Consider the following 24,353-nt stretch of genomic DNA (forward strand, 5'->3'; position numbering starts at 1 on the left):
GGTTGGCGCGCCCCCGCCCCCCGCGGGGGGCCCGGCCGCCCCCACGCGGCGGAGCCCCACACCGCCACCGCCCCCCGCCCCTTCGGGGCGCTCCGGCCTCGTCCAGGCCCCGGGGGCCGGGGTGCCCCCGGAATTCGCGGGGTCCAGGGGCGAAGCCAATGGTTCGGGAAGGGGCGGGGTGGGGACAGAAGCTCGCTCCGCCCCCCCCACAAGCGCACCAGGAAAGGAACGGACATGAGACCACTGGCCATCGCCGTCCTGGCCACCGCCCTGCTCGGCGCCGGGACCCCGGGCGCGGGCGCGGACCCGAGCACAGGCGCGGGTTCCGCCGCCGCTCCTGACCCGGCCGTGCACCAGGCCGCCGACACCCAACTCGACGCGAAAGCAATCTACTTCGTGTCGTACGACGGCCTGGTCAACAACAACGCCTTCCAGAAGAACGGGCTGCTCACCTACAAGGGCTATCAGTACGCCGCCTGGTACACCGCCGACCGCAGCGCGGTCATCGGGCGCCGCGCCCTCACCCAGCAGAGCTGGCAGACCGTCACCCTGCCGCACCGGCTCACCGCCGACGACTCCCACAACGTCATCTCCATGGGGATCTCGCGGACCGACGGCCGGCTGCACCTGAACATGGACTCCCACAGCAGCGGCTTCTTCTATGTGAAGTCGGCGGCCGGGCTGGTGGACGACCCCGCCGGACACTCCTGGACCACCGGCCAGTTCGGCGCCGTCCAGACCACTCTCGACGGCCTCGCCCTCACCTCCCAGTTCACCTACCCGCAGTTCATCGCCACCCCCGAGGGGCGACTCCAGCTCAGCTACCGCGTCGGCGTCTCCGGCAACGGCCGCAACGCGCTCGCCGAGTACGACGGCACCAAGTGGCGGGCGCTCGGCGAGTGGTCCTCCGCCGTCGGCACCTACAGCAGCGAGCACGGCTCCAGCACCGCCCGCAACATGTATCTGCACGGCATCGACTACGGGCCCGACGGCCGGCTGCACGCCTTCTACACCTGGCGCGAGCAGAGCAACGCGGTGATGTGCGCGAGCGGCGGTCTCACCAACCACGACACCGGCTATGTCTACAGCTCCGACCGGGGCCGCACCTGGCGCACCGCGGCGGGCGCCGTCGTCGGCACCACCGGTGGCTCCGACACGGTGGCGGTCGGCGACGCCGGAACGGTCGTCGACCCCCTCAATCCGGACCACTCGCTGATGAACCAGGAGAGCCAGGCCACCGACTCCGCCGGCGCACCCCACGCCCTGATCAGCTATGTCCCCGGCCGCTTCGGGCAGTGCACCACCGACTATGTGGCCGACCGGACTGGATACGGCCGCACCTTCCACGTCTTCAAGGACACGGCAGGCACCTGGAAGAAGACCGAGATCCCGGTGGCCCCCGGCTCCACCCAGCGCAGCCACCTCGTCTTCGACGCTTACGACAACGCCTACGCCGTGATGCCGTACGGCCGGATCGTGGCCGCGTCCAAGTCCTCGGGCTGGACGGACTGGAAGACCCTCTACGACGGCAGCGGGCTGAACGCCTTCGGCGAGGTCGTCGTGGACGACACCCGGCTCGCCCAGGACGGTGTGCTGTCGTTCATGTACCAGCGGAAATCCAGCGGCACCACACCCTCCGCCCTCCGCGTCATCGACTTCACCCTCCCCTCCTGACGATGGCACCAGGCGTGGGCATCAAGGAGGTGGCGCGCGAGGCCGGGGTCTCGGTCGGCACGGTCTCCAACGTCATCAACCGCCCGGACTCGGTGTCCGAGGAGACCCGGGCCCGGGTGCTGTCCACCATCGAGCGCCTGGGCTATGTACGCCAGGAGTCGGCGCGTCAGCTGCGGGCCGGCCACAGCCGGATCATCGCGCTGCTGGTGCTGGACATGGCGAACCCGTTCTTCGTGGACGTCGCGCGGGGCGCGGAGCGTGTGGCGCGGGAGGCGGGTCTTGGGGTGATGGTGTGCAACAGCGCGCAGAGCCCGGAGGAGGAGGCCGACTACCTCGGGCTCTTCGCCGAACAGCGGGTGCGTGGAGTGCTGATGACCCCGGCCGATATGACCGGGCGCAATCTCGCCTCCTTCCGGCGCCGGACCATCCCCTTCGTCCTCGTGGACCGGGTGCTGCCCAGCGCCGAGGGGTGTTCGGTGTCGGTCGACGACGTCACTGGCGGCGAGCTCGCCGCCCGCCACCTCCTGGGCCTCGGCCATCCCACCCTCGCCTATGTGAGCGGGCCGATGCGGCTGGCTCAGTGCCGCGACCGCCGCGAGGGCGCGCTGCGCGCCCTGCGCGAGCGGGGGCTCGGCGAGTCCGCGCTGCGCCATGTCGAGGTGGACCGGCTGGATGTGACCTGCGGCCGGGACGCGGGGGCCCGGCTGCTGGGCATGTCCCCGCGCCCGACGGCGGTCTTCTGCGCCAATGACCTCCTGGCGCTGGGGGTGCTGCAGTCGCTGTACGGGGCCGGGGTGTCGGTGCCGGGGGAGGTGGCGCTGGTGGGGTACGACGACATCGAGTTCGCCGCGGCGGCCGCCGTGCCGCTGACGTCGGTGCGCCAGCCGGCGTTCCGGATGGGGCGTACGGCGGCCGAGCTGCTGATCGAGGAGACGGGGGAGCGGGCCGGGGACCACCGCCACCAGCGGATCGTCCTCCAGCCCGAGCTCGTGGTCCGCGGATCGAGCCTGGTGCGCTCCCGGGGCTGAGCGGGGCCGGGGCCCGCGGCGGCCCGGTCCGGCCCGACCGGTCGAACAGCGCACTACCATGTTCCCGCGACCGCGGTGGGTCGCGGGAAGGCGGAGGCCCGGGTCGTGGGACGCATGGTGGGGATCAAGGACGTCGCGCGGCAGGCGGGAGTGTCGGTCGGTACCGTCTCGAACGTGATCAACCGGCCCGAGATGGTCGCCGAGGCCACGCGCGACCGGGTGCAGGCCGTGATCGAGCGCCTGGGCTACGTACGCCAGGAGTCGGCGCGTCAGCTGCGCGCCGGGCGCAGCCGCATCATCTCGCTGCTGGTGCTGGACATGGCGAACCCGTTCTTCGTGGACGTGGCGAGCGGTGCGGAGCGTGCGGCGCGAGAGGCGGGTCTTGGGGTGATGGTGTGCAACAGCGCGCAGAGCCCCGAGGAGGAGGCCGACTACCTCAGTCTCTTCGCCGAGCACCGGGTGCGCGGGGTGCTCGTCACCCCGGCCGATGTCACCGGCGCCAACCTGGAGAGCTTCCGGCGCCACGACATCCCGTTCGTCTTCGTGGACCGCGAGGTGCCCAGTGCCGACGGCTGCTCGGTGTCGGTCGACGACATCGAGGGCGGTGCGCTCGCCGGGCGCCATCTGATCGCCCAGGGGCACCGCTCCGTGGTCTACGTCAGCGGCCCGATGCTGCTCCCGCAGTGCCAGGACCGGCGCACCGGGCTGTGGGGCGCGTTCGCGGAGGAGGGGCTGCCGGAGGAGGCGATGGTGCACATCGAGGCCGAGCGGCTCGACGTGGCCTCGGGCCGCGACGCGGGCGCCCGGCTGCTGGGGATCTCCCCCCGGCCGACGGCGGTGTTCTGCGCCAATGACCTCCTGGCGCTGGGGGTGCTCCAGGCCCTCTTCGCGGCCGGGGTGTCGGTGCCGGGGGAGGTGGCGCTGGTGGGGTACGACGACATCGAGTTCGCGGCGGCGGCCGCCGTGCCGCTGACGTCGGTGCGCCAGCCGGCGTTCCGGATGGGGCGTACGGCGGCCGAGCTGCTGATCGAGGAGACCGGCGATGAGGCCGCCGCCCACCAGCACCGGCGGATCGTGCTGCAGCCGGAGCTGGTGGTGCGGGACTCGACGTTCACGTCCAGACCGGGCGCTGGCTGACCCAGACGATGACGGCCACGCCACCCACACGGAACTGCCGTCAGCCGGCGGAGAAGTAATGGCCGTTGTCCAAATCGGCGAGCAGGCTGGGCTGAGCGGGTTCCCAGCCGAGGGTCCGGCGGGTGATGAGGTTGGACGCCGGGTAGTCCTGCGTGACTATGTTCGCGAGGAACCCAAAGTATCCCGGCACCATCAGTACGTCCGCGGGAACGCTCACGGCCGGCAGGTCCAGACGGCTGCCAATGGCCTCGGCGACCTCGCGGAACGGGATGCCCCCGTCCTCTACCGCGTGCCAATATTTGCCGGCCGGCCCCTTCTCCAGCGCCAAGCGGAACAAGGAGGCGAGATCGCGGACGTGCACGGCGTTCCACAGGTTCGCGCCGTCTCCGGGGTAGCCGACGAACCCCTTCTCCTTCGCGAGCGCGATCAGCGTGGGGAGGAAGCCGGCACGGTCGGTCGTGCTGTGCGCGATGTTGGCAATCCGCACGACCGAAGACCGCACTCCCCGCTCGGCGAGGCCGACTACGGCGGTTTCCACGACGTTACGAACCCGCAGGGTGCCCTTGTACTCATCGCCGCCGGGAAGGGCCGGGTCCTCCTCGGTGGCCGGCCGGCCCAGGTTCCCGGGCGAGCCTATGCTCCCCGCTGCGACCAGCGGCTTTCCGGTTCCCGCGAGTGCCTCGCCGTACGCGAGCATGATCGGGAGCTCCGCGGCGGCCACGGCGTCGATCCCGCCGGACGGAAGCAGATCTTGCCTGTGCGCGACGTGGATGACGCCGTCGGAGTCCGCGGCCGCCTCCTTGAGCCCGTCGAGATCCTCGAGGTCGCCGCGACGCACCTTCGCGCCGAGTGCGGACACCGCCGCCGCGGCCGTGTCCGACCGGGCCAGGCCGGTGACCTCGTGCCCGGCGGCGATGAGTTCGGGGATGATGTACGAACCGGAATGGCCGGTCCCGCCAGTGACGAAAACGCGCATGCTACTTCCTTGTAAGGGTAAATGGAGGGGCTGTTCTTCTCGTGCCGTAGATCGACTGGCGTGATGTGGTGCGAGAAGTGGTGGTGCGGGTGTGCTCAGCTGAGAATGCTGACGCCGAGGAAGAAATTGGTGTGCTTGACGGAGTGGGCGACGAGGCCCAGCTGCAACAGGGCGACGTTCTCCAGTGCCCGCGCCATTGGCAGCTGCCCGGTGTCCATCGGGCGCAGTCCCAGGCTCTCGATAAACGCTGACACGCGTGCCTTTGCCTGCTCGTCGTCGCCGGCGATGAACACGTCCAATGGGCGACCCTCGACTGGGCCGGCCGCCAGAACATGGGAGAACAGGGTGTTGAACGCCTTGACGACATGCGTGCCGGCGGGGGCGGCCTTGGCGATCTCCTGCGCGCCGGAACTGCCGTCGGGGGTGACAAAGCCCTTGAAATCGGGGGAGACGGGGTTGGTGATGTCGATGATGACCTTGCCGTGTAGTGCGTCCCCGTACTCGCTCACCACTGCCGCCGCGCTGGCGTACGGCACCGCGAGGATAACGATGTCCCCGGCCGGGGCGGCGCCGGCCGTCCCGACAGTGGCGCCGCCGAGCGCGGCGGCCAGTTCCTTGGCCTTGGCTGAGTCGCGGCCGATAATCTCGACGGCGTTGCCGCCGGCGAGCGCCCGGTCGGCCAGGGCGCCGGCCATGTTCCCCAGGCCGATAATGCTGATACTGCTCATTGGTGACCCTGCTTTCTGATTGTTAATTCTCGTTTTGGGTCCTGCTGTCAAGTCCCGATGTCGAATTCTTATGCCGAATTCGCTCCGGCTCCATTAGGTGCCTAATTAAGAATGACATTGGCCTGAGTGGAGTGTCCAAGACCTCTTTCAGTCGTGGTGATACCCTGAAGGCATCGCCGGACGGGAAGGTTCCATGGATCTGGACCTGCGCAAGTTGCGCTACTTCGTCGCCGTCGCCGGTACGTTGCACTTCGGCCGCGCCGCCGATGAGCTGCACATCGCGCAGCCGGTGCTCAGTCGGCAGATCCGCGCGCTGGAACAGGATCTCGGCACCTCGCTGCTGACAAGGGATAGCCATGGCGTGGTGCTGACCGACGCCGGCAGGCAGTTGCTGACCGACGCCGGTCCGCTGCTGGCCTCCGCGCACGCGGTCCGCCGCCGGGTGACCGTGGCCGCGCGGGGCAGCCGGCGGATAACGGTCGGCTTCCGGGCGGGCATCGCGGTTGCCCCAGCGGTACAGCTGTTCGCCGCCCAGCACCCAGACGTTCTGGTGGACGTGCAGCGGATCGAATGGGACGACCAGGCCGCGATGCTGCTCGACGGCCGCATCGACGTCGGCTATGTGCGGCTGCCCATAGACGAGGCCGGCCTACGCGTCGCCCCGCTGTACACCGAGCCGCGGGTGGCGGTGCTGCCCGTCGGCCACCGGTTGGCCGGCCGGGAGCAGATCACCGAGGCCGAACTGGCCGGTGAGCCGCTGGTCTGGCATATGGACACGAGCACGCAGCCCACCAGGCGGCCGCACCCCAACGCCGGGTACCTGGTGCGCGGGGTGGACGAGACGCTCGAGCATGTCGCGGCCGGCCGGGGCATCTCGTTCCTGGCCCGTTCGGCGACGGTGTTCTACTCACATCCGGACATCAGTTACGTGCCCGTCCCGGATCTGGCGTCCGACCAGGTGTGCCTCGCGGTGGCGGCATCGCACACCTCGCCGGTGGTCGAGGACTTCTTCTCCGCGGCTCAGGCGGCGGCCGAGATCACGGCAGAATGTGGGAACTATGAAATGTGGAAGCTTGGAGGCGATGCCGTTTCAAAGCACGATTGAGCGGCTCGGCTGACAACAGCAGCGCCAACAGAGGGCGCGCGGTGGTGCGCGACTCAAACGGAGCTACACCCATCGGGAAGGGCCCCGGCACCGGGCCGGGGCCCTTCCCGACGCATGGGGCCCGGTCAGACCGGGGGCTTGACCGCGACGACGGGGACGGGACTCTCCAGCAGCAGCCGCTGGCTCACGCTGCCCAGCAGGGCCTTGCCCACCGGCGAGCGTCGGCGGAGGCCGATGACCAGCCGGTCGATGTCGGGCCGGGCCTCGATCTCGTCCAGGACGGCGTCGACGGGGTCGCGGTCACCGGGGCCGCTGCGCTCGACGGTCGTGATCTTCAGGTCCTCGGGCACCCCGGAACGGTCCAGCGCCGACAGACGCAGATTGACCAGTACCAGATCGGTGCCCAGCAGTCGGGCCTCGGCGATTCCCGCGGTCAGCGCGTGGTCTCCCTCGCGGCCCTCGGCGATGGCGGTCATGACGGTCATGGTGTGGGAGCCCTTCTGCCGGAGTGGATCGGGTCAGGAGTAGCGGGCACGGAAGTCGTCCTCCAGCTCTTCCAGTGAGCGGTCCTTGGTCTCGGGGACGCAGGTCGCGATGAAGACGATGGCCAGCACACCGAAGGCCGCGAAGGCGAAGAAGGTGTTCGAGATGCCCATGGCCTCCACGACGGGCGGGAAGCCGAGGGCGACCAGGGCGTTCGCCATCCACAGCACGAAGATGCTGATACCGATGGCCAGGCTGCGGATCTTCAGGGGGAACATCTCGGAGAGGATGAGCCAGACCAGCGGACCGATGGTGGCCTGCATGGAGAAGACGAAGAGCACGACGAACACGAGAATGAACCAGGCCTTGGCGCCGCCCTCGGGCATCAGCAGCGCGGAGAGACCGACGAGCAGATGGAACGTCGTGGTCAGGGCGAACCCACCGAGCAGCATGGTGCGTCGGCTGAGCTTGTTGATGACCAGCAGGCCCATCGTGATGCCGATGACGCTGAAGGCGCCGTTGAGGGTGTTCGCGATGATGGCGGAGTCGCCCGAGAACCCGGCGTCGCCGAGCAGCTGCGTACCGTAGTACATGACGGAGTTGATGCCGGTGAACTGCTGGCAGAATCCGAGACCCGCCCCGATCAGGATGAGCACACGCACCCATCGCACCCCGAGATCCACCCTGCCCGCGGTCTTGGCGACCCGCTCCTCCTCGGCGAGGCGATGGACCTCGGCCATCTCGGCCTGGGCCCGCTCGGCGGTGCGGACCTGGGACAGCACCGCGAGCGCCGCTTCGTCACGGCCCTGGGAGACCAGCCAGCGCGGGCTCTCCGGCAGCCGCAGCATGCCGATGAACAGCCCGATCGCCGGAAGGACGGCGACAAGGAGCATGAGCCGCCAGATCCCGTCGACCTCTCCCCATATGTTGAAGATGATCGCGTTGATGACGAACGCGGCGAACTGGCCGGTCACGATCATCACCTCGTTGCGGGTGACGATGGAGCCGCGGCGTTCGGACGGGGCGATCTCGGCCAGGTAGACCGGAACCGTCGCCGAGGCCCCGCCCACGGCCAGGCCGAGGATGAAGCGGAAGAGGGCGAGCACCTGCCAGCTCGGTGACAGGACGCAGCCCAGGGTGCCGACCATGAACACCACGGCCAACAGCAGGATGTTGTGGCGGCGGCCGTGCCGGTCGGACAGCGCTCCGCCGATCATGGCGCCGAAGGCGGCACCGAAGATGAGGATGCTGACGACGATTCCCTCGGTGAGGGCGGTCAGACCGAGGTCGGCGGTGAGGGGATCGAGGGCACCGTTGATGACGCCGGTGTCGTAGCCGAACAGCAGCCCGCCGAAGGTCACGATGACGGCGACCAGGCCGAGCCGTCGTGAATGGGGGCCTTTGGTGTCCGGCGGTAGTTCGGGTTCTTGGGGTGCGATGCCCGAGTGCTTGGGGCCGAGTCGGGTGTTCATCGTCGTTGGCTCCTCGTGGAGGCAGCGGAAGGTTGGTGGCGCCCCGACACGTGCGGTTGTTTCCCGATGTCGGGTGAGTGGCCGCCCAGCCAGCCACGATCGTGCGGCTGCGGAGAGACTTTGTCCTTTTGTCAGTACAACTAGTACGTACAAGTGCCACGTACTATGAGGGCGGCGTGTGATGCATGTCAAGACATGAAGCGCGAGGAGGCAGGGATGGGGGATCCAGGGGGCACCGGCCCCTCGGGCGGGCCGGGAACCTCGGCGGGACGCCTCAAACGGCCGACCATGTCCGACGTCGCCGCGCGCGTCGGCGTCTCGCAGGCCCTGGTGTCACTGGTGTTCCGCAACCAGCCGGGTGCGAGCGCCGAGACGCGTCGGCGGGTGTTCCAGGCGGCCGAGGAACTCGGCTACCGTCCCGACACCGCCGCCCAGCTTCTGCGCCGCGCGCGGAGCCGCCAGTTGGGCGTGTTGTTCACCATGCGCCAGCCGCATGACGTGGGCATCGTCGAGGCCCTGTACCCCGCCGCCCGGAAGCACGGCTACACCCTCGTGCTGAACGCCATGGTCGAAACCCGCGACGAGCGTCAGGCGATGGACGAACTGCTCGGACTGCGCTGCGAAGCCATCATCACCATCGGCACGACGTTCGAGCGGCACCACCTGGCCACGGACGTCGGCCGGCCCTCCATCGTGGAGATCAACCCGCTGACACGAGCCGCCGGTACGGACGTCGTCCGGACCGCCGAGCGAAACGGGATGCGCCAGGCCGTCGACCACCTCGTCGCACAAGGGCACCGCGCCATCGCGCACATCGACGGCGGCGGCATGCCCGCCGCCGAGGAGAGACGACGCGGATACCGCGCCGCCATGCGCCGCCACGGGCTCGCCGATCACATCCAGGTCCACCCCGGCGACTACACCGAGGAATCCGGCGCCCGGGTGGCCCGGGACCTGCTCGCGCGACCCGAGTTGCCCACGGCCGTCATCGCCGGGAACGACCGCTGTGCGCACGGTCTGCTCGGCACGTTGCTGCGCGCGGGCGTCAGCGTCCCCGATGACGTGTCCGTCGTCGGCTACGACGACAGCCAACTCGCCCGGCTGTCCTTCATCGACCTCACTTCCGTACGCCAGGATGCCGCCGAGGCGGCCGAAGCCGCCGTCCGGGCAGCCGCCGAACGACTCGACGAGGGGCGCACCGCCGACCGGGACATCGTCCTCGACCCCACCCTCGTGGTCCGGGGATCCACCGGCCCGGCCCGCACCCCGTCAACGCCCGACGGCGACCTTCTCCGGTGACCACTGGGTGTCGTAAGGGGCACCCAGCAGCGCCTGGATCTCCCGTACGGCCGCCCGGCCCGCCCGGTTGGCGCCGACCGTACTGGCCGACGGCCCGTAGCCGACCAGATGCACTCGCGGATCGCGGACCGCCCGGGTCCCCTCGACGGCGATCCCACCACCCCGCTCACGCAGCCGCAGCGGGGCGAGATGGTCGATCGCGGCGCGGAAGCCGGTGGCCCAGAGGATCGTGTCCGCCTCGACATGGCGCCCATCCGCCCAGGCCACCCCGTCCGGGGTGATCCGCTCGAACATCGGCAGCCGGTCGAGGACGCCCTTCTCCCGGGCGCGCAGCATCGGCTCCGTCAGGGGCAGCCCGGTCACGGACACCACGCTCTGCGGTGGCAGTCCCCGCCGTACCCGCTCCTCGACCAGCGCCACCGCCGCCCGCCCCTGCACCTCGCCGAACGGCCCCTCGCGGAACACCGGCGGGCGCCGGGTCACCCAGGTGGTCTCGGCCGCCACCTCGGCGATCTCCAGCAGATGCTGCACCCCGGAGGCGCCGCCCCCGACGACGATCACCCGCTGCCCGGCGAACGCCTCGGGCCCCGGGTACTGCGCGGTGTGCAGCTGTCGCCCCCGGAAGGTCTCCTGCCCGGGGTAGCGGGGCCAGAACGGCCGGTCCCAGGTCCCGGTCGCGTTGATCAGCGCCCGCGCGGCCCAGGTCCCGGCCGAGGTCTCGACCAGCAGCCGGCCGTCGTCCCCGTCCCGTACGGCATCGACGTGCACCGGCCGGACGACCCGTAGATCGAAGGCGCGCTCGTAGCGTGTGAAGTAGGCCGGGATCACCTCGGACGAGGGCCGCTCGGGATCCGCGTCGTCGCTGGTCAGCCGCATACCGGGCAGGTCGTACATGCCATGCACCTTGCCGTACGTCAGCGACGGCCACCGGGACTGCCACGCCCCGCCGGGCGCGGGCGCGTGGTCGAGCACCACGAAGCCGGTACCGGGCTCGTACCCGGCCCGCCGCAGGTGGTAGGCGGCGGACACCCCCGCCTGCCCGGCACCGATGACCACGACGTCCACGCTGTTGTTCATGCTTCTACTAACTCTGCTCGGTCGCGGTCTCTTCCCCGTCCTCCAGCCGCCGCCCCCGGCTCTCCGCCACCCGCAGCGCGTCATGCAGCGCCTCGGCGAGCCGATGCCCCACGAAGCGGAGCTCACGGGCGCTGGCCCGGTGGTCCCGGAGCAGTGGTCGAGCGTGTCCAAGGAGGTCGACTCCGGTGCGAAGCTGTACGGCTTCCATCTCGTCGGCCAGCCGGGAGAGGTAGCTGGTGCCGGTGTCGTCGGTGACGAGGAAGCAGGGCTGCCCGTTCTGTCCGGGCCAGGGCAGCAGACGGGGGCGGGATGAAGGCATGAGGGCTCCATGGCGTTCCGAGGTTCGGCTACCGCGAGTGATGGGGCGGTGGCGGAAACAGCTTCATGGTCGAAAGAGTTGCTGTGCAAGAGCGATTGAATTTCTCGCTTGAGATGGCATATGTGACCGAGTGGGCTGTTGTCAGAACAAAGTGGGTTTCCGGTGCCAGACTCGGAACTCGCACCACGGCATGGCAGGCTCAACCCACCGGGAGGCATACTCGTGGCAGCACCAACAGGACCCACGGTCCGTCGCATGCAACTCGGCTGGGAGCTCAAGCGGTTGCGGGACAAGGCCGGATTCACTCTCGCGGAGGCGGTGGACGGGTTGACGTTCTCCCCCTCGAAGCTCCACCGCGTGGAGAACGGCCTGACCGGTCTCAAGACCACTGCGGAGCTGCGAACTTTGCTGGACCGCTACGGAGTCGAGGACGAGGAAGACGTGGACTTCCTCATGCAGGTCCACCGCGACTCCCTCAACCGGGGCTGGTGGTCCATCTATCGCAGTGTGCTGCCGTCGGGCATGGGGATGTACATCGGTCTGGAGAGCGGAGCACGCACCAGCCGGACGTGGCAGCCGAACGTGGTCTTCGGTTTGTTGCAGACCGAGCGATACGCCCGTGAGTTGTTTCAGGCGGCGAAGTCCATCGAGGAGACCACGACCGAGTTTGTCGAGCGGCACATCCAGATCCGGATGGAACGCAAGAAGGCCCTGCGGCGCAGGGATAACCCCATGGAGCTCTGGGTCATCCAGGACGAAGCCTCGCTGCGCCGGGTGGTCGGGAACCCGGACGTGATGTGCGAGCAGTACGAGGAGATCGAGACCCTGCTGGGGCTCGACAACGTGACGGTGCAGATCCTTCCGATGGCCACACCCGCGTATCGGCCGCACACGAACTTCAACCTGTGGGAGTTCGGCACCCCATTGCCGACGGTTGTGCAATCTGACGTCGCTGATGGATCCGACATCAGCGACAAGCAAACGACGATCTGGTCCTTCTCCCGCAGGTTCGAGAACCTGCGGGCTGCCGCTCTCGCTCCCGGCGAGACACCGGCGTTCCTGCAACGACTAGCACGGGAGATCTGACATGACCCACGGCATAGCAACCAACGTCGCACCCGAAGACGCCTGGTTCAAATCCTCCTACAGCGAGGCGAACGGCACTGGCTGCGTCGAGATCGCCCACCTGTCCCACACCGCCCAGGTCGGCATCCGCGACTCCAAGGACAAGAACGGCCCGGCCCTGGTCGTCCCCGCCAGGGCGTGGGCGGAGTTCGTCGCCGCAGTGCGCAAGGTCTGACGGCGCTGGGGACGGTGACAGCGGCCACGCCCTGTTCTGGGCGCGGCGGCCGTGACGTGTATCGGGCTCCCGCCTCAGTCGACGGGGCCGTCCCCACCGGACTTCTGCCAGGCGCAACTGCCCAGCGTGGCCCGGCCCTTCTCGACCAGCGGGTCGGCGATCCGGGCAGGGGGCATCGTGCTGTGGCCCCGGTAGCAGATGACCGTGCGGTCCGTGTGTCCGGCGAGGTCGACGAGGATCTGGTCCCAGTGCCGGTACTGCACATCGTGTCCCGTGTCGGCATAGCTGCGCACGGCCGGATTGCCGGGCAGGTGCTGCTTCCAGGTGTCGATCGTGCTGGGCGGCACGGTCGTGTCCTTCTTCCCGCTGTAGATGGTGACGGGGGCCGTCAGCTTCGACAGATCGGGGCCGGGCCGCTGGCAGTAGAGCTTCTGCTCATGCACCTGAGCTGCGGGGTCGGCCTTCTGCCCGCGCTGGTTGTAGGTGCGGGCGCCGTCCTCGAAGGCGGTGTCGGCGAAGCCGGGGATGCGCTTGGTCGGGCTGTCGTCCGGGAGCGCCCACCAGACCCGGGGGTCGGCGATCTGCTTCTCCAGGGACTTGCCCAGCTCCTCGTCGGACATCGAGCAGTACGGACGCTTCGCGCCGTACGGCGGCAGGGCGGCGGCCAGGTGCAGTGACTGAATGCGGTCCGGGGCCAGGGACGCCAGCTCGGCGGCGTAGGGACCGCCGCCGGAGATGGCGATCACACTGACCTTGCGCACCCCGATACGGTCCAGCACCTGGAGCGCGTCCTTGGCGAAGTCCGCCTTCCCCAGGCTCTTGTCGAACTCGGTGTCCCCGAAGCCGTTGCGCTCGACCGATATCAGCCGCAGCCCGAGGGACTCCCGGGTGCTGCGCAGGAAGTCCGTCATATGGGCCACTCGCGCGCTGGTGCCGGTGCCGCCCATGTAGAGCACCGGCTTTCCGTCCCGGGGCCCCTCGTCGATGTAGTGGGCGGTGCGCCCCGAGTCCAGTTTCATCGGCCGGACCTCGGGGCCGAGCGAGTCGAAGTCGTCCTGGATGTGGACCCGGTGGACATCGGTGGCGCGTGGCTCGCGTGGCGCGGTGGCCGTGGCGGTGGAGCTCACGGCGCCGGAGCCGGTGAGCAGGACGGTGGCGACGGCGGTGGCGGCGATCCCGGTGACGAGCGCTCTGGGCACGTGTTCTCCTGGCCGTAGGGGGGAGGGCGGCGTTGATCGGATGGAACAAACGCCACCTACCCCCTCCGACCCGGAAGACACTACGGGGTACCCGCCGCGTGGCAGGGACTTCGCCCCTGGACCTGGGGTCTGGGGCGGAGCCCCCACGCGGCGGAGCCGCATATCGTCAGGGGGTGGGAAGGGGCGAGGAGGGGAAAGCGGCCCGCCGCAGGCACCAAGACCCGCCGGACACCCCCTAGGCGGGGGAGGTCATGAAGTCCCCCGGCCGCAGGGCTCGTTTGACGATGCGGGTGTCGCCGATCCAGCCGTAGAAGCCCTGGCCGAACTTCTCCTCGAACTGGGTGCCACCGATCACGAAGGGCTTGCCGAGGGTCGCGATCCCCGTCGACGGCTGGCTCGGATTGCGGGCGATCTTCGAGCCGTCGACGTACACCACGGTGCGGTGGCCGTCGTTGACGACCGCGACATGGGTCCACCGGCCCACCGGCAGGGCGTGGCTCCAGGAGGTGGGATCGGCGTCCTGCACCTGCGGGTAGACCACGAACTGGAGGAAGCGTTCGGGGGTCACATTGAGGCTGCACGTCGGCTCGTCGGGCGACCAGCCGGTGGTCTTCCCCGCGTCGCCGTTGCGGCCCTCCCAGCTGAGGATGCCCATCCAGGCGTGGTCGCCCTCGAAGGGGTCCGGGAGCTTGAGAAACGTCTCGATGGTGTAGCCACTCGTGAACTTCTCGGAGTTCAGCGGCGCCGTGGCGGAGGTGGTCAGGACCGCGCCGCGGCCGGGCGCCATGCCGCCGTCGAAGCGCAGGCTGGCATGGGCCGGCTGGTCGCCGTGGTGTTCGCCGGACCACGTCAGGATCTCGGGCTTGCTGTTGTGCAGCCGTGTCACCCGGAGGTCGTTGCCGTGGCCGGACAGATCGCGGATCACCGTGTCCGTACCGACGGGTGTGTCCGCGCCCGTCGCACGGGGAGCGGTTCCCGAGGCGTCGAAGCACCAGTACGCGAGGGTGCCGCGCGGCATCACCGCGGACGCCGGGCGCGGCTTGCGCGGCACGACCGGTGCGAAGCCGGAGAAGCGCCGCTCGAAGCCGACGCTCAGGCTGAACCGGTCGGCGGGCCCGGTCAGCTCGATGGTCTCCGCCTCCAGGGGTGTGCGCTTCTCCGGATCGCGGCTGAGGAACCAGGGCGAGAAGGTCTCCACGTCGATCACGTCGCGGACGAGGTCGAAGGCGTAGAGGCGGATCATCCCGGCGCCGCCGTAGTACCGGTCCTGGTAGTTGGTGATGTGGATGTGGACGTCGTGACCCGCGTCGTTGGTCAGGACGGTGCGCCCCGGGGGCCAGTAGTGTCCGCCCAGCGCGAGGAAGATCTGGTCGTTGCCGCGGATGAGGCCGTCCCACAGCCGGCGGCCGTTGTCCGAGAGCTGTGCGGCGCCGTCGTCGTCGGCCCATGCCAGGTCGTGGGTGGTGAGGATCGCGGGCAGGGTGGGGTGCGCGTCGAGCACCTTCTGCGCCCATCCCAGCCCGGAGGCGGAGACTCGCCAGTCGAGCGCGAGGACCAGCCACTCCCGGCCGCCCGCGCGCAGCACGTGGTAGCTGTTGTAGCCGTCGGCCGAGGCGCCGCCGAAGGTGGGCATGGAGGAGAACCGCCGAGGGCCGAAGGCGTTGAGATAGGCGCTGTCGCCGCGCTGGTCGTCGGTCCCGGAGTCGATGTCGTGGTTGCCGGCGAGCACGCTGTAGGGAACCTTGCCGTGGATGGTCCCGAACGTCGTGGCGGCCAGCGAGATCTCCTCCCGCGAACCGTGCTCCGTGACATCGCCCAGGTGCGCCATGAAGGCGATGTTGGCGTCCTCGCGCTGGGACACCAGGTACCGGAAGGTCGCCCGGAGCGGTTCCGGGTCGGAGCTGTCGGCGTCGAAGAGGTACTGCGTGTCCGGCAGGATCGCGAGGCTGAACCGCGGTGACGCGGAGTCGTACCGGTGGCCGTCCGCTTTCGGGGCGGCGGCGTGACCGGGTGTCGTCCCCGACGCGACGGCCACCGTGCCCGCGGCCGGTATCACGGCGGTGGCCCGCAAAAGTGTCCGTCTGCCCAGGTGGTTGCGCTCCGCCGCGTCCATTCGCTCTCCCGCGCGTCATGTGAAGAATCGGTGACCCCGGCCCGCACTGTGGTCAAGGCCCGTGACCACGCGGGGGCGGCCAGATGAACGGCACCTGATCCGTTGAGGGCGGAACGGGCGGAACGGGCGGAACAGGCGGACGGCAGGGCCGACTTGGCGGGCAGCGCCGCTGGTGTCACCCGCCCGGCGTCGGCCCCCCGGGGCGGAGCGGGCCGTGGTCGAAGGCGAACACGGCAGCGTGGACGCGGTCGGGATCCGGCCATCGCACGGGAGTATCCAGCCACCTTCCCGAATGCCACCCTGCGCACCATCGAGGAGGCCGGACACGTCATCGACGCCGACCGTCCCGCCGCCTGCCGCGACGCGGTCACCGCCTTCCTCGCCGCCTTCCTCCACGCCCCGGCCACCGGTTCCCGTTAAGAGCTTGCCGCGCTAAGAATATTAGTGACGGCTATTTTTAGACGGTCCCGCGTGGGATCCAGCGGTTCTATCCGCGAAATTCAGCCGAACTTACTTCCGCAAGCAACCCCCCGTGAGATCGTGGGCATGCCAAGTATCCGTGGGGGGTGTGTACGCCTCACGGGAGTCGCCTCATGGTGATGGGGCGGCGGTGGCATGGGGTGTTGATCGCGCCCCACATGGTGGGCTTTGTCGTCACTTTAACTCTGCTATATTCCGACTTTATTCACCCATGGTGCATACCATTCCTAGGGAATTCCAGGTTTTCCGGCCTGGCATGCTGGTATCGAAAGCCGCCCGAAGAAAGGTTGAATATGCAGCGTTCCTACACCGCTGAGATAGCCGCACCGGGTCGCAAGGTGCCGGTGCGGGCGTGCGATTTCGAGTCGAGCCCGGTGTTCCTGTTCCCCTCGGTCGGCGAATATCCGGTGTACGACGAGGCCGCGTACGAGGCGATGATCAAGGACGAGCGTCGGATGGGCGCCTACGCCGAGGCGGTCCGGCGCTATGCCCCCGGCCGGACGGTGGTCGACATCGGCACGGGGCAGGACGCGGTGTGGGCGCTGGCCGCCGCCCGCGCCGGAGCGCGGCATGTGTGGGCGGTGGAGGTCATCCCCAAGTCCGCGCGGATCGCCCGGGCGAACATCGAGCGGGCCGGTTTCGCCGACCGGATCACGGTGGTGGAGGGGCTGTCCACCGAGATCGAGCTGCCCGAGCCCGTCGAGATGTGTATCTCGGAGATCATCGGCACGCTCGGCGGCTCGGAGGGTGCGGGCTCGGTGTTAAGGGACGCGCGGAAGCGGCTGGTGAAGCCCGACGGGGTGTTCATCCCGCACCGCAGTGCCACCACGGCCGTCGCCCTGGACTTGGATGGCGCGTCGCTCGGTCAACCGCTCGGCTTTCCGGCCATGGTCTTCCGCTATGTGGAGGAGGTGTTCGCCGCGGTGGGCCGCCCCTTCGATCTGCGGGTGGTTCTGGAGGGGGTGCAGGACAATCCGAAGGTGCGGGAGCGGTCGTATCTGTCGGGCCCGGCCGAGGTGGAGCCGCTGGAGTTCAACGGCGACCTGGACCCGGAGGGCGTCGACGGCGCCGAGCTGACGTTCACCGGAGAGGGCAACTTCTCCGGGCTCGCACTGGGCATGCGCCTGTGGGTGGCCGAGGACGACGAGCCCATCGATTCGCTGGTGCAGTCGAGCAGTTGGACCCCGGTCTACGCGCCGCTGTCGGAGAAGGGCCTGCCGGTGCGGCCGGGCGACCGGTTCGAGTTCGACTTCACCACGACGCTGAGTGACGACGGCGTACACCCCGACTACGCGCTCACCGGCGAGCTGCACCGGGCCGACGGCCCGGCGGTGCCACTGAGCTGGAGCTCGACCCACCACGGGGACGGCTTGCGCGCGACGCCCTTCTACCGCTCGCTGTTCCCCGGGCCCTGAGGGCACCGATACCACGCCATCTTCAGCCGTCCGCCACCTCGGCGGACTCAGCGGCTTCCCGTACGAGGCGGGCGAACTCCTCCGGCCGCTGTTCGGGGAACGGCACACCGGCCCCGGACACGATGTGCCCCTTCGCCGACAGCGCCCGCACCATCGGCTCGAAGCTGGGCATCGACGGGTCGTCGTCCTGTCCGCAGATGATCGAGGCCGGGGCGGTGATCCGTGGCAGCCGCTCGTCCATCGCGAACAGCCGGATGGCGATATGCCCGTCCTCCACCCGGTCCAGCACCCGCAGGGCGTCGGCCATGAAGCGGTTGAGCGCGGCCTCCTGCCCCGGCTCGTAGAAGTGTCTGCGCCGGTTCCACAGTTCGGTGAGGTGGGAGCCGTCCGGCTTCGGCTGCACCCAGTCGACCGGGCGCTTCCACGTCGCCCGGGCGCGCTTCTCCGGGGTGATGAACGGGGTCGCGGAGAGCGTCAGGCTGCGCACCCGGGAGCCCAGGCGGGCCGCCACCTCCACCGCGATCACTCCGCCGGTGTGGTGTCCGACCAGGTGGAACGCATCGAGTCCGAGCCCGTCCACCAGGTCCTCGACCCCGTCGGCGAACATCTCGACGCTCTGGTCGTCCGCGGGTTTCGCCGACGCACCGTAGCCGACGGTGTCCATCGCGATCGCCCGGTGTGTGGCGCCGAGCAGCGGAAGCACATCGCGGTACTCGGCCCAGGACCGCGGGGTCTGGTGGAGCAGCAGCACCGGCTCGCCCTCACCGCACTCGACGTAGTGCAGTTGGCCGAACCGGCTGGGGGCATAGTGGGCGGTCAGCATGCGCACTCTCCTGACGTTGCGGGGCGGCGAGCCCGCACTTCTGGTCGTACTTTGTACGGAACTCCTCGGGTGCCGTCAAGAGGAGTCCGGCGCGGACGGGCCCCTCGCTCGGGGTGTTCCGTCAGGCGGTACGGGCCGCTGGACGGACACGGGTGCGCGAGGTCAGTGTCACCTCGTCCGGCACGTCGCCATGCGCCCCGTTCCGTGTGACGGAACGAAAGTTGGCTCGTGGTGAGCGGCGCGTCTATACCGGAGGCCACATCGGGAGCGCCGGGCCCCGGCCCCATGTTCTTCTCCAGGAGGTAGCCCGTGCCGAATGTCCCCGACCACGTCCCGACGGACTCCCTCCCCGGGCCCGTGGTCAAGGCCGCCGACGCACTCGCGGGCGCCACCCGCGACGGGATCGCCTGCGCGCCGGTGCGCACGCTCCTGGACGACGGCGACATCGAGGCCGCCTACGCGGTACAGCGGCTCAACCTGCGACGCGAACAGGCCGCGGGCCGCCGGATCGTCGGCCGGAAGATCGGCTTGACGTCTCCGGCCGTACAGCGCCAACTCGGCGTGGACCAGCCGGACTTCGGCGCGCTGTTCGCCGACACGGCGGTGCCGGAGGGTGGCGAGGTGCCTGCCGGGCGGCTGCTCCAGCCCAAGGTGGAGGCCGAGGTGGCGCTCGTACTCGGCAGCGATCTGCCACACCGCCACTGCACCGTCGTGGACCTGCTGCGTGCCACCGACTTCGCGCTGCCCGCGCTGGAGATCGTCGACAGCCGGGTGCGGGACTGGGACATCTCCATCGTGGACACCGTCGCCGACAACGCCTCCTGCGGGCTGTACGTCCTCGGCGCCTTCCCGGTGCCGCTGTCCGGGGTCAACCTGCGCTCCGTACAGATGACCATGACGCGCAACGGCGAGATGGTCTCCGAAGGGACCGGCGCCGACTGCCTCGGCGGGCCCCTCAACGCGGCCGTCTGGCTGGCCTCGGCCCTCGCCGAGCGGGGCGACCCGCTGCGCGCGGGCGACCTCGTCCTGACCGGGGCACTGGGGCCGATGGTCCCGGCCGCCCCGGGAGATGTGTTCCAAGCCCGTATCTCGAACCTGGGCGCCGTAGGAGTCGGGTTCGCCGCGGAAGGAGACCACCGGTGAGCAGCGAGACGACCACCCGCACCAAAGTGGCGATCATCGGGTCCGGCAACATCGGCACCGACCTCCTGATCAAGGTGCTGCGGCTCTCCGACACCCTGGAGATCACCGCGATGGCCGGGATCGATCCCACCTCCGACGGCCTGGCCCGCGCCCGCCGCCTGAAGGTGGCCACCACCCACGAGGGCGTGGACGGGCTGGTGGCGATGGACGAGTTCGCCGACGTGGGCATCGTCTTCGACGCCACCTCCGCCGGTGCTCACGAACGCCACGAGGAGGTGCTGCGCCCCCTCGGCCGCACCCTCGTCGACCTCACCCCGGCCGCCATCGGCCCCTATGTGGTACCCCCGGTCAACGGCGACGCCCACCTCGACGCCCCCAACGTCAACATGGTCACCTGCGGTGGCCAGGCCACGATCCCGATCGTGGCCGCGGTCGGCGCGGTCGCCCCCGTCCACTACGGGGAGATCGTCGCCTCCATCTCCTCCCGCTCCGCGGGCCCCGGCACCCGCGCGAACATCGACGAGTTCACCGAGACCACCGCCGCCGCCATCGAGCGCGTCGGCGGCGCCGCCCGCGGCAAGGCCATCATCATCCTCAACCCCGCCGAACCGCCGCTGATCATGCGCGACACCGTGCACTGCCTGGTCTCGGACTGCGCCACCGAGGAGGTCACCGCCTCCGTCGAGGAGATGGTCGGCCGCGTCCAGGCGTATGTGCCCGGCTACCGCCTCAAGCAGAAGGTGCAGTTCGACCAGGTGGGGCCGGACGACCCGGTGCGCTCCCTGCTGCCCGCCGATGCCGCGCACACCGACGCGGCGAAGGTCTCGGTCTTCCTCGAGGTCGAGGGGGCCGCCCACTACCTCCCGGCCTACGCCGGAAACCTCGACATCATGACCTCGGCCGCGCTGCGCACCGCGGAGCGCCTGGCCGCACACCGCTCCGGCGAGGAGGCCGCACGATGACCACGACCGACGCCGGTGCGACCCCCGGCACCCCGCCCGTCCCGCCCGCCCTGTACATCCAGGACGTGACCCTGCGGGACGGCATGCACGCCATCCGCCACCGCTACACCGTCGAGCAGGCCCGCACCATCGCCGCCGCCCTGGACGCCGCCGGGGTGGCCGCCATCGAGATCGCCCACGGCGACGGCCTGTCGGGCTCCAGCATCACCTACGGAATCGGCGCCCACACCGACTGGGACTGGATCGAAGCCGTCGTCGGGGCCACCGGCACGGCGATCCCCACCACCCTGCTGCTGCCGGGCATCGGCACCCTGCACGACCTCAAGCAGGCACACGCCCTCGGCATCCGCTCCGTGCGCATCGCCACCCACTGCACCGAGGCCGACATCTCCGCCCAGCACATCTCCGCCGCCCGCGAGATGGGCATGGACGTGGCCGGGTTCCTGATGATGTCGCACATGGCGGAACCGGCCGAACTCGCCCGCCAGGCCCAGCTGATGGAGTCCTACGGCGCCCACTGTGTGTACGTCACCGACTCCGGCGGCCGGCTCACCATGGACGGTGTCCGCGACCGCTTCCACGCCTACCGCGATGTGCTCGACCCGGGCACCGAACTCGGCATCCACGCCCACCACAACCTCGCCCTCGGCGTGGCCAACACCGTGGTGGCCGTGGAGAACGGCGTCACCCGCGTCGACGCCTCGCTCGCGGGCCAGGGCGCGGGGGCGGGCAACTGCCCGCTGGAGGCGTTCATCGCCGTCGCCGACCTGATGGGCTGGAAGCACGGCTGCGACCTGTTCCCCCTCATGGACGCCGCCGACGACCTCGTCCGCCCCCTCCAGGACCGCGAGGTCCGCGTCGACCGGGAGACCCTGACCCTCGGCTACGCGGGGGTGTACTCCAGCTTCCTGCGCCACGCCGAGGCCGCCGCGGTCCGCCACGGCCTGGACACCCGCGCCATCCTCGTCGAGGTCGGCCGCCGCGGGATGGTCGGCGGCCAGGAGGACATGATCACGGACATCGCGCTCGACCTGGCCGCCCACCCGGACACCGCCTCTGGCCCGGACAACACCTCCGGCCCGGACAACACCTCCTGATCGCCGCCCGATCGGCGGGACGCCTGTACGGTGTGGTGTACGACGGCGTCGGTGTCGCCGGTCCCAGGTGGTGTGTGAAGAGGAGAGTCCCAGTGGCGGGTCAGCGGTCGCGTGGCAAGACGCTCACCGCTGAGCGGATCATCGAGGTGGCCACCCGGATCTGCGACGAGGAGGACATCGACGTCCTGACGATCCGGCGGCTCGCCGCGGATCTCGGCGTGGGCGCGATGACGCTCTACAGCTACTTCCGCGGCAAGGAGGAGATCCTCGACGGGATCGCCGACTACGTCATGGGGAACTTCCGGCTGCCCACCGCCGAGGAGACCTCGCCCGAGGCGGTCGTACGGGCCCTGGCGCTGGCCTTCCTCGAGATGATGCGGGAACACCCCAGCATCGTGCGGCTCTTCTCCACCCGGGTGAGCACCGGCCCGCGGTCCATGCGGGGCGCGTTCGAGGCGGTCATCGGGAGGCTGCGCGAGGCGGGTTTCGCGGACCGGGACGCGGTGCGCGTCTACGGGCTGATCGTGCAGTACAGCCTGGGTTTCGCCAGCTATCAGGCGCCCCGCCCGTGGGGGAAGACCGACCATCCCGAGGCCGAGGAACTGCGGCGTCAGCGCAGGCACTTCTACGGGGCGCTGCCGCGTGAGGACTTCCCCCACATGGTGGAGCTCGCCGAGGAGATGACCACGCTGCCCAGCGACGAGCAGTTCCTCTTCGGGCTCGACTGCCTCATCGACGGCGTACTGCGGCACACCGGCGACTGAGCCGCGCCCCCGGCTTCCCCAGCCCCGGCTTCCCCAGCCCCGGCTTCCCCGCCCCGGCTTCCCCAGCCCCGGATCCTTCGGCCCGGGGCCTGTCGGCGACCTTGACGCCATACATCGAACGGTACATAGTACGACCACTTGCGATCGCTGAGCCGACCTCGTCTCGGCCCTAGGACATGCCTGACGGTTCTTGACACCTGCGGCGGGCTGTTCCCCTCCCCGGCCCTTCCCTCGACTGGGACTCCGCCCCTTAACCCCGGGGGCCAGGGGCGAAGCCCCTGCCACGCGGCGGAGCCGCATATCGAGCTCGTCCCTCTCCCGTCCCCATGGACCGTCCCTTAAGGACAAAGGACCCTCATGACAGCAACCGATGTTCATGGCCCCGGCCGGGATCAGAGCACCCGGGCGCTGGTCGCCGGCTGGATCGGCACCACCGTCGAGTACTACGACTTCTCCATCTACGGACTGGCCTCGTCCGTGGTGTTCGCCAAGCTCTTCTTCCCCACCTCGGACCCCGTGACGGGCACGCTGCTCTCGCTGTCGACCTTCGCCATCGGCTTCCTGGCCCGACCGGTCGGCGCCGTGGTGTTCGGCCACTTCGGCGACCGCCTGGGCCGGAAGTCCACGCTGGTGGCCACGTTGGGGCTGATGGGCATCGCCACCTTCGCGGTGGGTCTGCTCCCCACCTACCGTCAGGTGGGGATCGCGGCGCCGATCCTGCTGATCGTCGCCAGGCTCGCCCAAGGGTTCTCCGTCGGTGGCGAATACGGCGGGGCGGTGCTGATGACCATCGAACACGCGGAGCGCGGGAAACGTGGCTTCCGGGGCTCGCTGATCAATACCGGGACCTCGGCCGGGCTGCTCCTGGCCAACCTCGTCTTCCTCGGGGTGCTCCAGCTTCCGGACGACCAGTTGCACTCATGGGGCTGGCGGATTCCGTTCCTGCTGAGCGCGGCGCTCGTCGGCGTGGGTCTGTTCGTGCGGCTCAGTCTGGACGAGAGCCCCGAGTTCGAGGCGGTCAAGGCGCGGAACGCGGTGGACCGGCTGCCCGTGGTCGAGGTGTTCCGCGAGTGCGGCGGGCGGGTCCTGCTGATGGCCGCCGGGATACTGAGCGCGGGGGTGGCCTTCACACTGGCGACCGTCTACAGCCTGGAGTACGCCCGCACCGGGCTGCACCTGGACAAGGGCACCATGATCGCCGTGCTGCTGCCGGCCACCCTCGTCATCATGGTCTGCGTGCCGCTCGCCGGAAAGCTGGCGGACCGGTTCGGAAACCGCACCGTCTTCATCGCCGGGGCGGCCTCGCTGATCGTGCTGCCGTTCCCCTGGCTGGCGCTGCTGCAGACGCGGCAGTACGGGCTGATGCTGCTGGGCTTCACCCTGCTGTTCATCGGCTACTCCGCCAACTACGGCGTGGTCCCGGCGTACTTCTCGCAGGTCTTCCCGGCGCGGCTGAGGTTCACCGGCATGTCGATCGGCTTCACCGTCGGGCTGATCGCCGGGAACGCGTTCTCTCCCGACATCGCCACCTATCTGCTGCACACCACCGGCGGGTGGGTGGGCATCGCGGTGTACATGTCGGCGATGTCGGCCGTCTCGGTGGTGGCGGGCCTGTTCCTGCGGGAAGCGGACGACAGCACCGAGCCGCCCCGCGATCCGGCTCCGCACGTGGCCGACGGCGATACGGCGCGGGTGCGCTGACCACCGTACGCCGTGCCGTACCAAGCACTCACACCAAGCCCTCACACCAAGCCCTCAG

23 protein-coding genes are annotated in these 24,353 nt (G+C 69.9%); 14 read left to right on the plus strand and 9 right to left on the minus strand.

Translation table 11 applies throughout. The features are described 5' to 3' along the window. Positions 1–234 precede the first annotated feature (234 nt). From ACFXB5_RS02665 to ACFXB5_RS02675, 3 genes are all read left to right on the plus strand, one after another. Positions 235–1,674, plus strand: coding sequence for a BNR repeat-containing protein (locus tag ACFXB5_RS02665; protein WP_385201688.1), 1,440 nt, complete (start codon positions 235–237; stop codon positions 1,672–1,674). Positions 1,675–1,676: 2 nt separating this feature from the next. Then, entirely contained in the window at positions 1,677–2,702 is a 1,026-nt protein-coding gene (locus tag ACFXB5_RS02670) for a LacI family DNA-binding transcriptional regulator (protein ID WP_385201689.1), read from the plus strand. A 114-nt stretch (positions 2,703–2,816) separates the two neighbouring features. Then, positions 2,817–3,839 (plus strand): LacI family DNA-binding transcriptional regulator, encoded by a 1,023-nt coding sequence (locus tag ACFXB5_RS02675; RefSeq protein ID WP_385201761.1) that lies wholly within the window; start codon positions 2,817–2,819, stop codon positions 3,837–3,839. A 40-nt stretch (positions 3,840–3,879) separates the two neighbouring features. Here ACFXB5_RS02675 and ACFXB5_RS02680 read toward each other — a convergent pair whose 3' ends face one another. Both ACFXB5_RS02680 and ACFXB5_RS02685 read right to left on the minus strand, forming a co-directional pair. Continuing rightward, the gene (locus ACFXB5_RS02680; RefSeq protein ID WP_385201691.1) at positions 3,880–4,815 is read right to left on the minus strand and encodes an SDR family oxidoreductase; all 936 of its coding nucleotides are present in this window, start codon (positions 4,813–4,815) and stop codon (positions 3,880–3,882) included. A gap of 95 nt (positions 4,816–4,910) precedes the next feature. Then, positions 4,911–5,543 carry an NADPH-dependent F420 reductase gene (locus ACFXB5_RS02685; RefSeq protein WP_385201693.1) on the minus strand — a complete coding sequence of 211 codons (633 nt, stop codon included), beginning with the start codon at positions 5,541–5,543 and terminating at the stop codon, positions 4,911–4,913. A 193-nt stretch (positions 5,544–5,736) separates the two neighbouring features. Between ACFXB5_RS02685 and ACFXB5_RS02690 the strand changes: the two genes are divergently transcribed. Beyond that, a complete protein-coding gene (locus ACFXB5_RS02690; protein ID WP_385201695.1) occupies positions 5,737–6,648 on the plus strand; it encodes a LysR family transcriptional regulator in 912 nt (303 codons plus the stop codon). 125 nt (positions 6,649–6,773) lie between these two features. On the opposite strand, the gene ACFXB5_RS02695 is transcribed toward ACFXB5_RS02690, so the two are convergent. Together ACFXB5_RS02695 and ACFXB5_RS02700 are read right to left on the minus strand one after the other, a co-directional pair. After that, positions 6,774–7,124: a universal stress protein gene (locus tag ACFXB5_RS02695; RefSeq protein WP_385201696.1), complete on the minus strand. Its 351-nt coding sequence runs from the start codon at positions 7,122–7,124 to the stop codon at positions 6,774–6,776. Positions 7,125–7,166: 42 nt separating this feature from the next. Continuing rightward, positions 7,167–8,603 (minus strand): sugar porter family MFS transporter, encoded by a 1,437-nt coding sequence (locus ACFXB5_RS02700; RefSeq protein WP_385201698.1) that lies wholly within the window; start codon positions 8,601–8,603, stop codon positions 7,167–7,169. A 216-nt stretch (positions 8,604–8,819) separates the two neighbouring features. Between ACFXB5_RS02700 and ACFXB5_RS02705 the strand changes: the two genes are divergently transcribed. Beyond that, positions 8,820–9,902, plus strand: coding sequence for a LacI family DNA-binding transcriptional regulator (locus tag ACFXB5_RS02705; RefSeq protein ID WP_385201700.1), 1,083 nt, complete (start codon positions 8,820–8,822; stop codon positions 9,900–9,902). On the opposite strand, the gene ACFXB5_RS02710 is transcribed toward ACFXB5_RS02705, so the two are convergent. Beyond that, entirely contained in the window at positions 9,873–10,979 is a 1,107-nt protein-coding gene (locus ACFXB5_RS02710) for an NAD(P)-binding domain-containing protein (RefSeq protein ID WP_385201702.1), read from the minus strand. The two genes, ACFXB5_RS02705 and ACFXB5_RS02710, sit on opposite strands and share 30 nt — an antisense overlap. Before the next feature lie 7 nt (positions 10,980–10,986). Then, positions 10,987–11,298: a hypothetical protein gene (locus ACFXB5_RS02715; RefSeq protein WP_385201703.1), complete on the minus strand. Its 312-nt coding sequence runs from the start codon at positions 11,296–11,298 to the stop codon at positions 10,987–10,989. A gap of 255 nt (positions 11,299–11,553) precedes the next feature. Here ACFXB5_RS02715 and ACFXB5_RS02720 point away from each other — a divergent pair, with 255 nt between their 5' ends. Both ACFXB5_RS02720 and ACFXB5_RS02725 read left to right on the plus strand, forming a co-directional pair. Continuing rightward, positions 11,554–12,384, plus strand: a complete 831-nt coding sequence (locus ACFXB5_RS02720) for a helix-turn-helix domain-containing protein (RefSeq protein ID WP_385201705.1) — start codon at positions 11,554–11,556, stop codon at positions 12,382–12,384. Between the two features lies 1 nt (position 12,385). After that, the gene (locus ACFXB5_RS02725) at positions 12,386–12,598 is read left to right on the plus strand and encodes a DUF397 domain-containing protein (RefSeq protein ID WP_385201707.1); all 213 of its coding nucleotides are present in this window, start codon (positions 12,386–12,388) and stop codon (positions 12,596–12,598) included. A gap of 74 nt (positions 12,599–12,672) precedes the next feature. Here the strand turns inward: ACFXB5_RS02725 and ACFXB5_RS02730 are convergent, their stop codons facing one another. After that, positions 12,673–13,797, minus strand: coding sequence for an alpha/beta fold hydrolase (locus tag ACFXB5_RS02730; RefSeq protein WP_385201708.1), 1,125 nt, complete (start codon positions 13,795–13,797; stop codon positions 12,673–12,675). Positions 13,798–14,032: 235 nt separating this feature from the next. Further along, on the minus strand, positions 14,033–15,910 hold the full coding sequence (locus tag ACFXB5_RS02735; RefSeq protein ID WP_385201710.1) for a LamG-like jellyroll fold domain-containing protein: 1,878 nt from the start codon (positions 15,908–15,910) through the stop codon (positions 14,033–14,035). A gap of 102 nt (positions 15,911–16,012) precedes the next feature. Between ACFXB5_RS02735 and ACFXB5_RS02740 the strand changes: the two genes are divergently transcribed. Together ACFXB5_RS02740 and ACFXB5_RS02745 are read left to right on the plus strand one after the other, a co-directional pair. Continuing rightward, positions 16,013–16,330 (plus strand): alpha/beta fold hydrolase, encoded by a 318-nt coding sequence (locus tag ACFXB5_RS02740; RefSeq protein WP_385201712.1) that lies wholly within the window; start codon positions 16,013–16,015, stop codon positions 16,328–16,330. A 353-nt stretch (positions 16,331–16,683) separates the two neighbouring features. Beyond that, positions 16,684–17,805 (plus strand): 50S ribosomal protein L11 methyltransferase, encoded by a 1,122-nt coding sequence (locus ACFXB5_RS02745; protein WP_385201713.1) that lies wholly within the window; start codon positions 16,684–16,686, stop codon positions 17,803–17,805. Positions 17,806–17,827: 22 nt separating this feature from the next. Here the strand turns inward: ACFXB5_RS02745 and ACFXB5_RS02750 are convergent, their stop codons facing one another. Further along, on the minus strand, positions 17,828–18,628 hold the full coding sequence (locus ACFXB5_RS02750; protein ID WP_385201715.1) for an alpha/beta fold hydrolase: 801 nt from the start codon (positions 18,626–18,628) through the stop codon (positions 17,828–17,830). 309 nt (positions 18,629–18,937) lie between these two features. On the opposite strand from ACFXB5_RS02750, the gene mhpD reads away from it, so the two are divergent. The 5 genes from mhpD (at position 18,938) to ACFXB5_RS02775 (ending at position 24,295) form a co-directional block, all read left to right on the plus strand. Continuing rightward, on the plus strand, positions 18,938–19,771 hold the full coding sequence (gene mhpD, locus ACFXB5_RS02755) for a 2-keto-4-pentenoate hydratase (protein ID WP_385201717.1): 834 nt from the start codon (positions 18,938–18,940) through the stop codon (positions 19,769–19,771). After that, positions 19,768–20,733 (plus strand): acetaldehyde dehydrogenase (acetylating), encoded by a 966-nt coding sequence (locus tag ACFXB5_RS02760; protein ID WP_385201719.1) that lies wholly within the window; start codon positions 19,768–19,770, stop codon positions 20,731–20,733. The genes mhpD and ACFXB5_RS02760 overlap by 4 nt, the downstream gene beginning before the upstream one ends. After that, positions 20,730–21,830 carry a 4-hydroxy-2-oxovalerate aldolase gene (gene dmpG, locus ACFXB5_RS02765; protein ID WP_385201721.1) on the plus strand — a complete coding sequence of 367 codons (1,101 nt, stop codon included), beginning with the start codon at positions 20,730–20,732 and terminating at the stop codon, positions 21,828–21,830. Before ACFXB5_RS02760 ends, dmpG begins: the two co-directional genes overlap by 4 nt. Before the next feature lie 92 nt (positions 21,831–21,922). Beyond that, positions 21,923–22,594, plus strand: coding sequence for a TetR/AcrR family transcriptional regulator (locus ACFXB5_RS02770; RefSeq protein WP_385201723.1), 672 nt, complete (start codon positions 21,923–21,925; stop codon positions 22,592–22,594). 357 nt (positions 22,595–22,951) lie between these two features. After that, complete coding sequence (locus tag ACFXB5_RS02775; RefSeq protein WP_385201725.1) at positions 22,952–24,295, plus strand: MFS transporter; 1,344 nt, start codon at positions 22,952–22,954, stop codon at positions 24,293–24,295. Positions 24,296–24,353 lie beyond the last annotated feature (58 nt).

Source organism: Streptomyces sp. NPDC059455 (assembly GCF_042750115.1).
GTDB classification, from domain to species: domain Bacteria; phylum Actinomycetota; class Actinomycetes; order Streptomycetales; family Streptomycetaceae; genus Streptomyces; species Streptomyces endocoffeicus.

What these genes read in the sequence shown, in the direction of transcription:
- ACFXB5_RS02725 (WP_385201707.1), top strand. Translation starts at nt 12,386, where the DNA reads ATGACCCACGGCATAGCAACCAACGTCGCACCCGAAGACGCCTGGTTC.
- dmpG (WP_385201721.1), top strand. Translation starts at nt 20,730, where the DNA reads ATGACCACGACCGACGCCGGTGCGACCCCCGGCACCCCGCCCGTCCCG.
- ACFXB5_RS02775 (WP_385201725.1), top strand. Translation starts at nt 22,952, where the DNA reads ATGACAGCAACCGATGTTCATGGCCCCGGCCGGGATCAGAGCACCCGG.
- ACFXB5_RS02695 (WP_385201696.1), bottom strand. Translation starts at nt 7,124, where the DNA reads ATGACCGCCATCGCCGAGGGCCGCGAGGGAGACCACGCGCTGACCGCG.
- ACFXB5_RS02670 (WP_385201689.1), top strand. Translation starts at nt 1,677, where the DNA reads ATGGCACCAGGCGTGGGCATCAAGGAGGTGGCGCGCGAGGCCGGGGTC.
- ACFXB5_RS02665 (WP_385201688.1), top strand. Translation starts at nt 235, where the DNA reads ATGAGACCACTGGCCATCGCCGTCCTGGCCACCGCCCTGCTCGGCGCC.
- ACFXB5_RS02680 (WP_385201691.1), bottom strand. Translation starts at nt 4,815, where the DNA reads ATGCGCGTTTTCGTCACTGGCGGGACCGGCCATTCCGGTTCGTACATC.
- ACFXB5_RS02735 (WP_385201710.1), bottom strand. Translation starts at nt 15,910, where the DNA reads ATGGACGCGGCGGAGCGCAACCACCTGGGCAGACGGACACTTTTGCGG.
- ACFXB5_RS02690 (WP_385201695.1), top strand. Translation starts at nt 5,737, where the DNA reads ATGGATCTGGACCTGCGCAAGTTGCGCTACTTCGTCGCCGTCGCCGGT.
- ACFXB5_RS02745 (WP_385201713.1), top strand. Translation starts at nt 16,684, where the DNA reads ATGCAGCGTTCCTACACCGCTGAGATAGCCGCACCGGGTCGCAAGGTG.
- ACFXB5_RS02720 (WP_385201705.1), top strand. Translation starts at nt 11,554, where the DNA reads ATGCAACTCGGCTGGGAGCTCAAGCGGTTGCGGGACAAGGCCGGATTC.
- ACFXB5_RS02715 (WP_385201703.1), bottom strand. Translation starts at nt 11,298, where the DNA reads ATGCCTTCATCCCGCCCCCGTCTGCTGCCCTGGCCCGGACAGAACGGG.
- ACFXB5_RS02750 (WP_385201715.1), bottom strand. Translation starts at nt 18,628, where the DNA reads ATGCTGACCGCCCACTATGCCCCCAGCCGGTTCGGCCAACTGCACTAC.
- ACFXB5_RS02710 (WP_385201702.1), bottom strand. Translation starts at nt 10,979, where the DNA reads ATGAACAACAGCGTGGACGTCGTGGTCATCGGTGCCGGGCAGGCGGGG.
- ACFXB5_RS02705 (WP_385201700.1), top strand. Translation starts at nt 8,820, where the DNA reads ATGGGGGATCCAGGGGGCACCGGCCCCTCGGGCGGGCCGGGAACCTCG.
- ACFXB5_RS02675 (WP_385201761.1), top strand. Translation starts at nt 2,817, where the DNA reads ATGGTGGGGATCAAGGACGTCGCGCGGCAGGCGGGAGTGTCGGTCGGT.
- ACFXB5_RS02685 (WP_385201693.1), bottom strand. Translation starts at nt 5,543, where the DNA reads ATGAGCAGTATCAGCATTATCGGCCTGGGGAACATGGCCGGCGCCCTG.
- ACFXB5_RS02700 (WP_385201698.1), bottom strand. Translation starts at nt 8,603, where the DNA reads ATGAACACCCGACTCGGCCCCAAGCACTCGGGCATCGCACCCCAAGAA.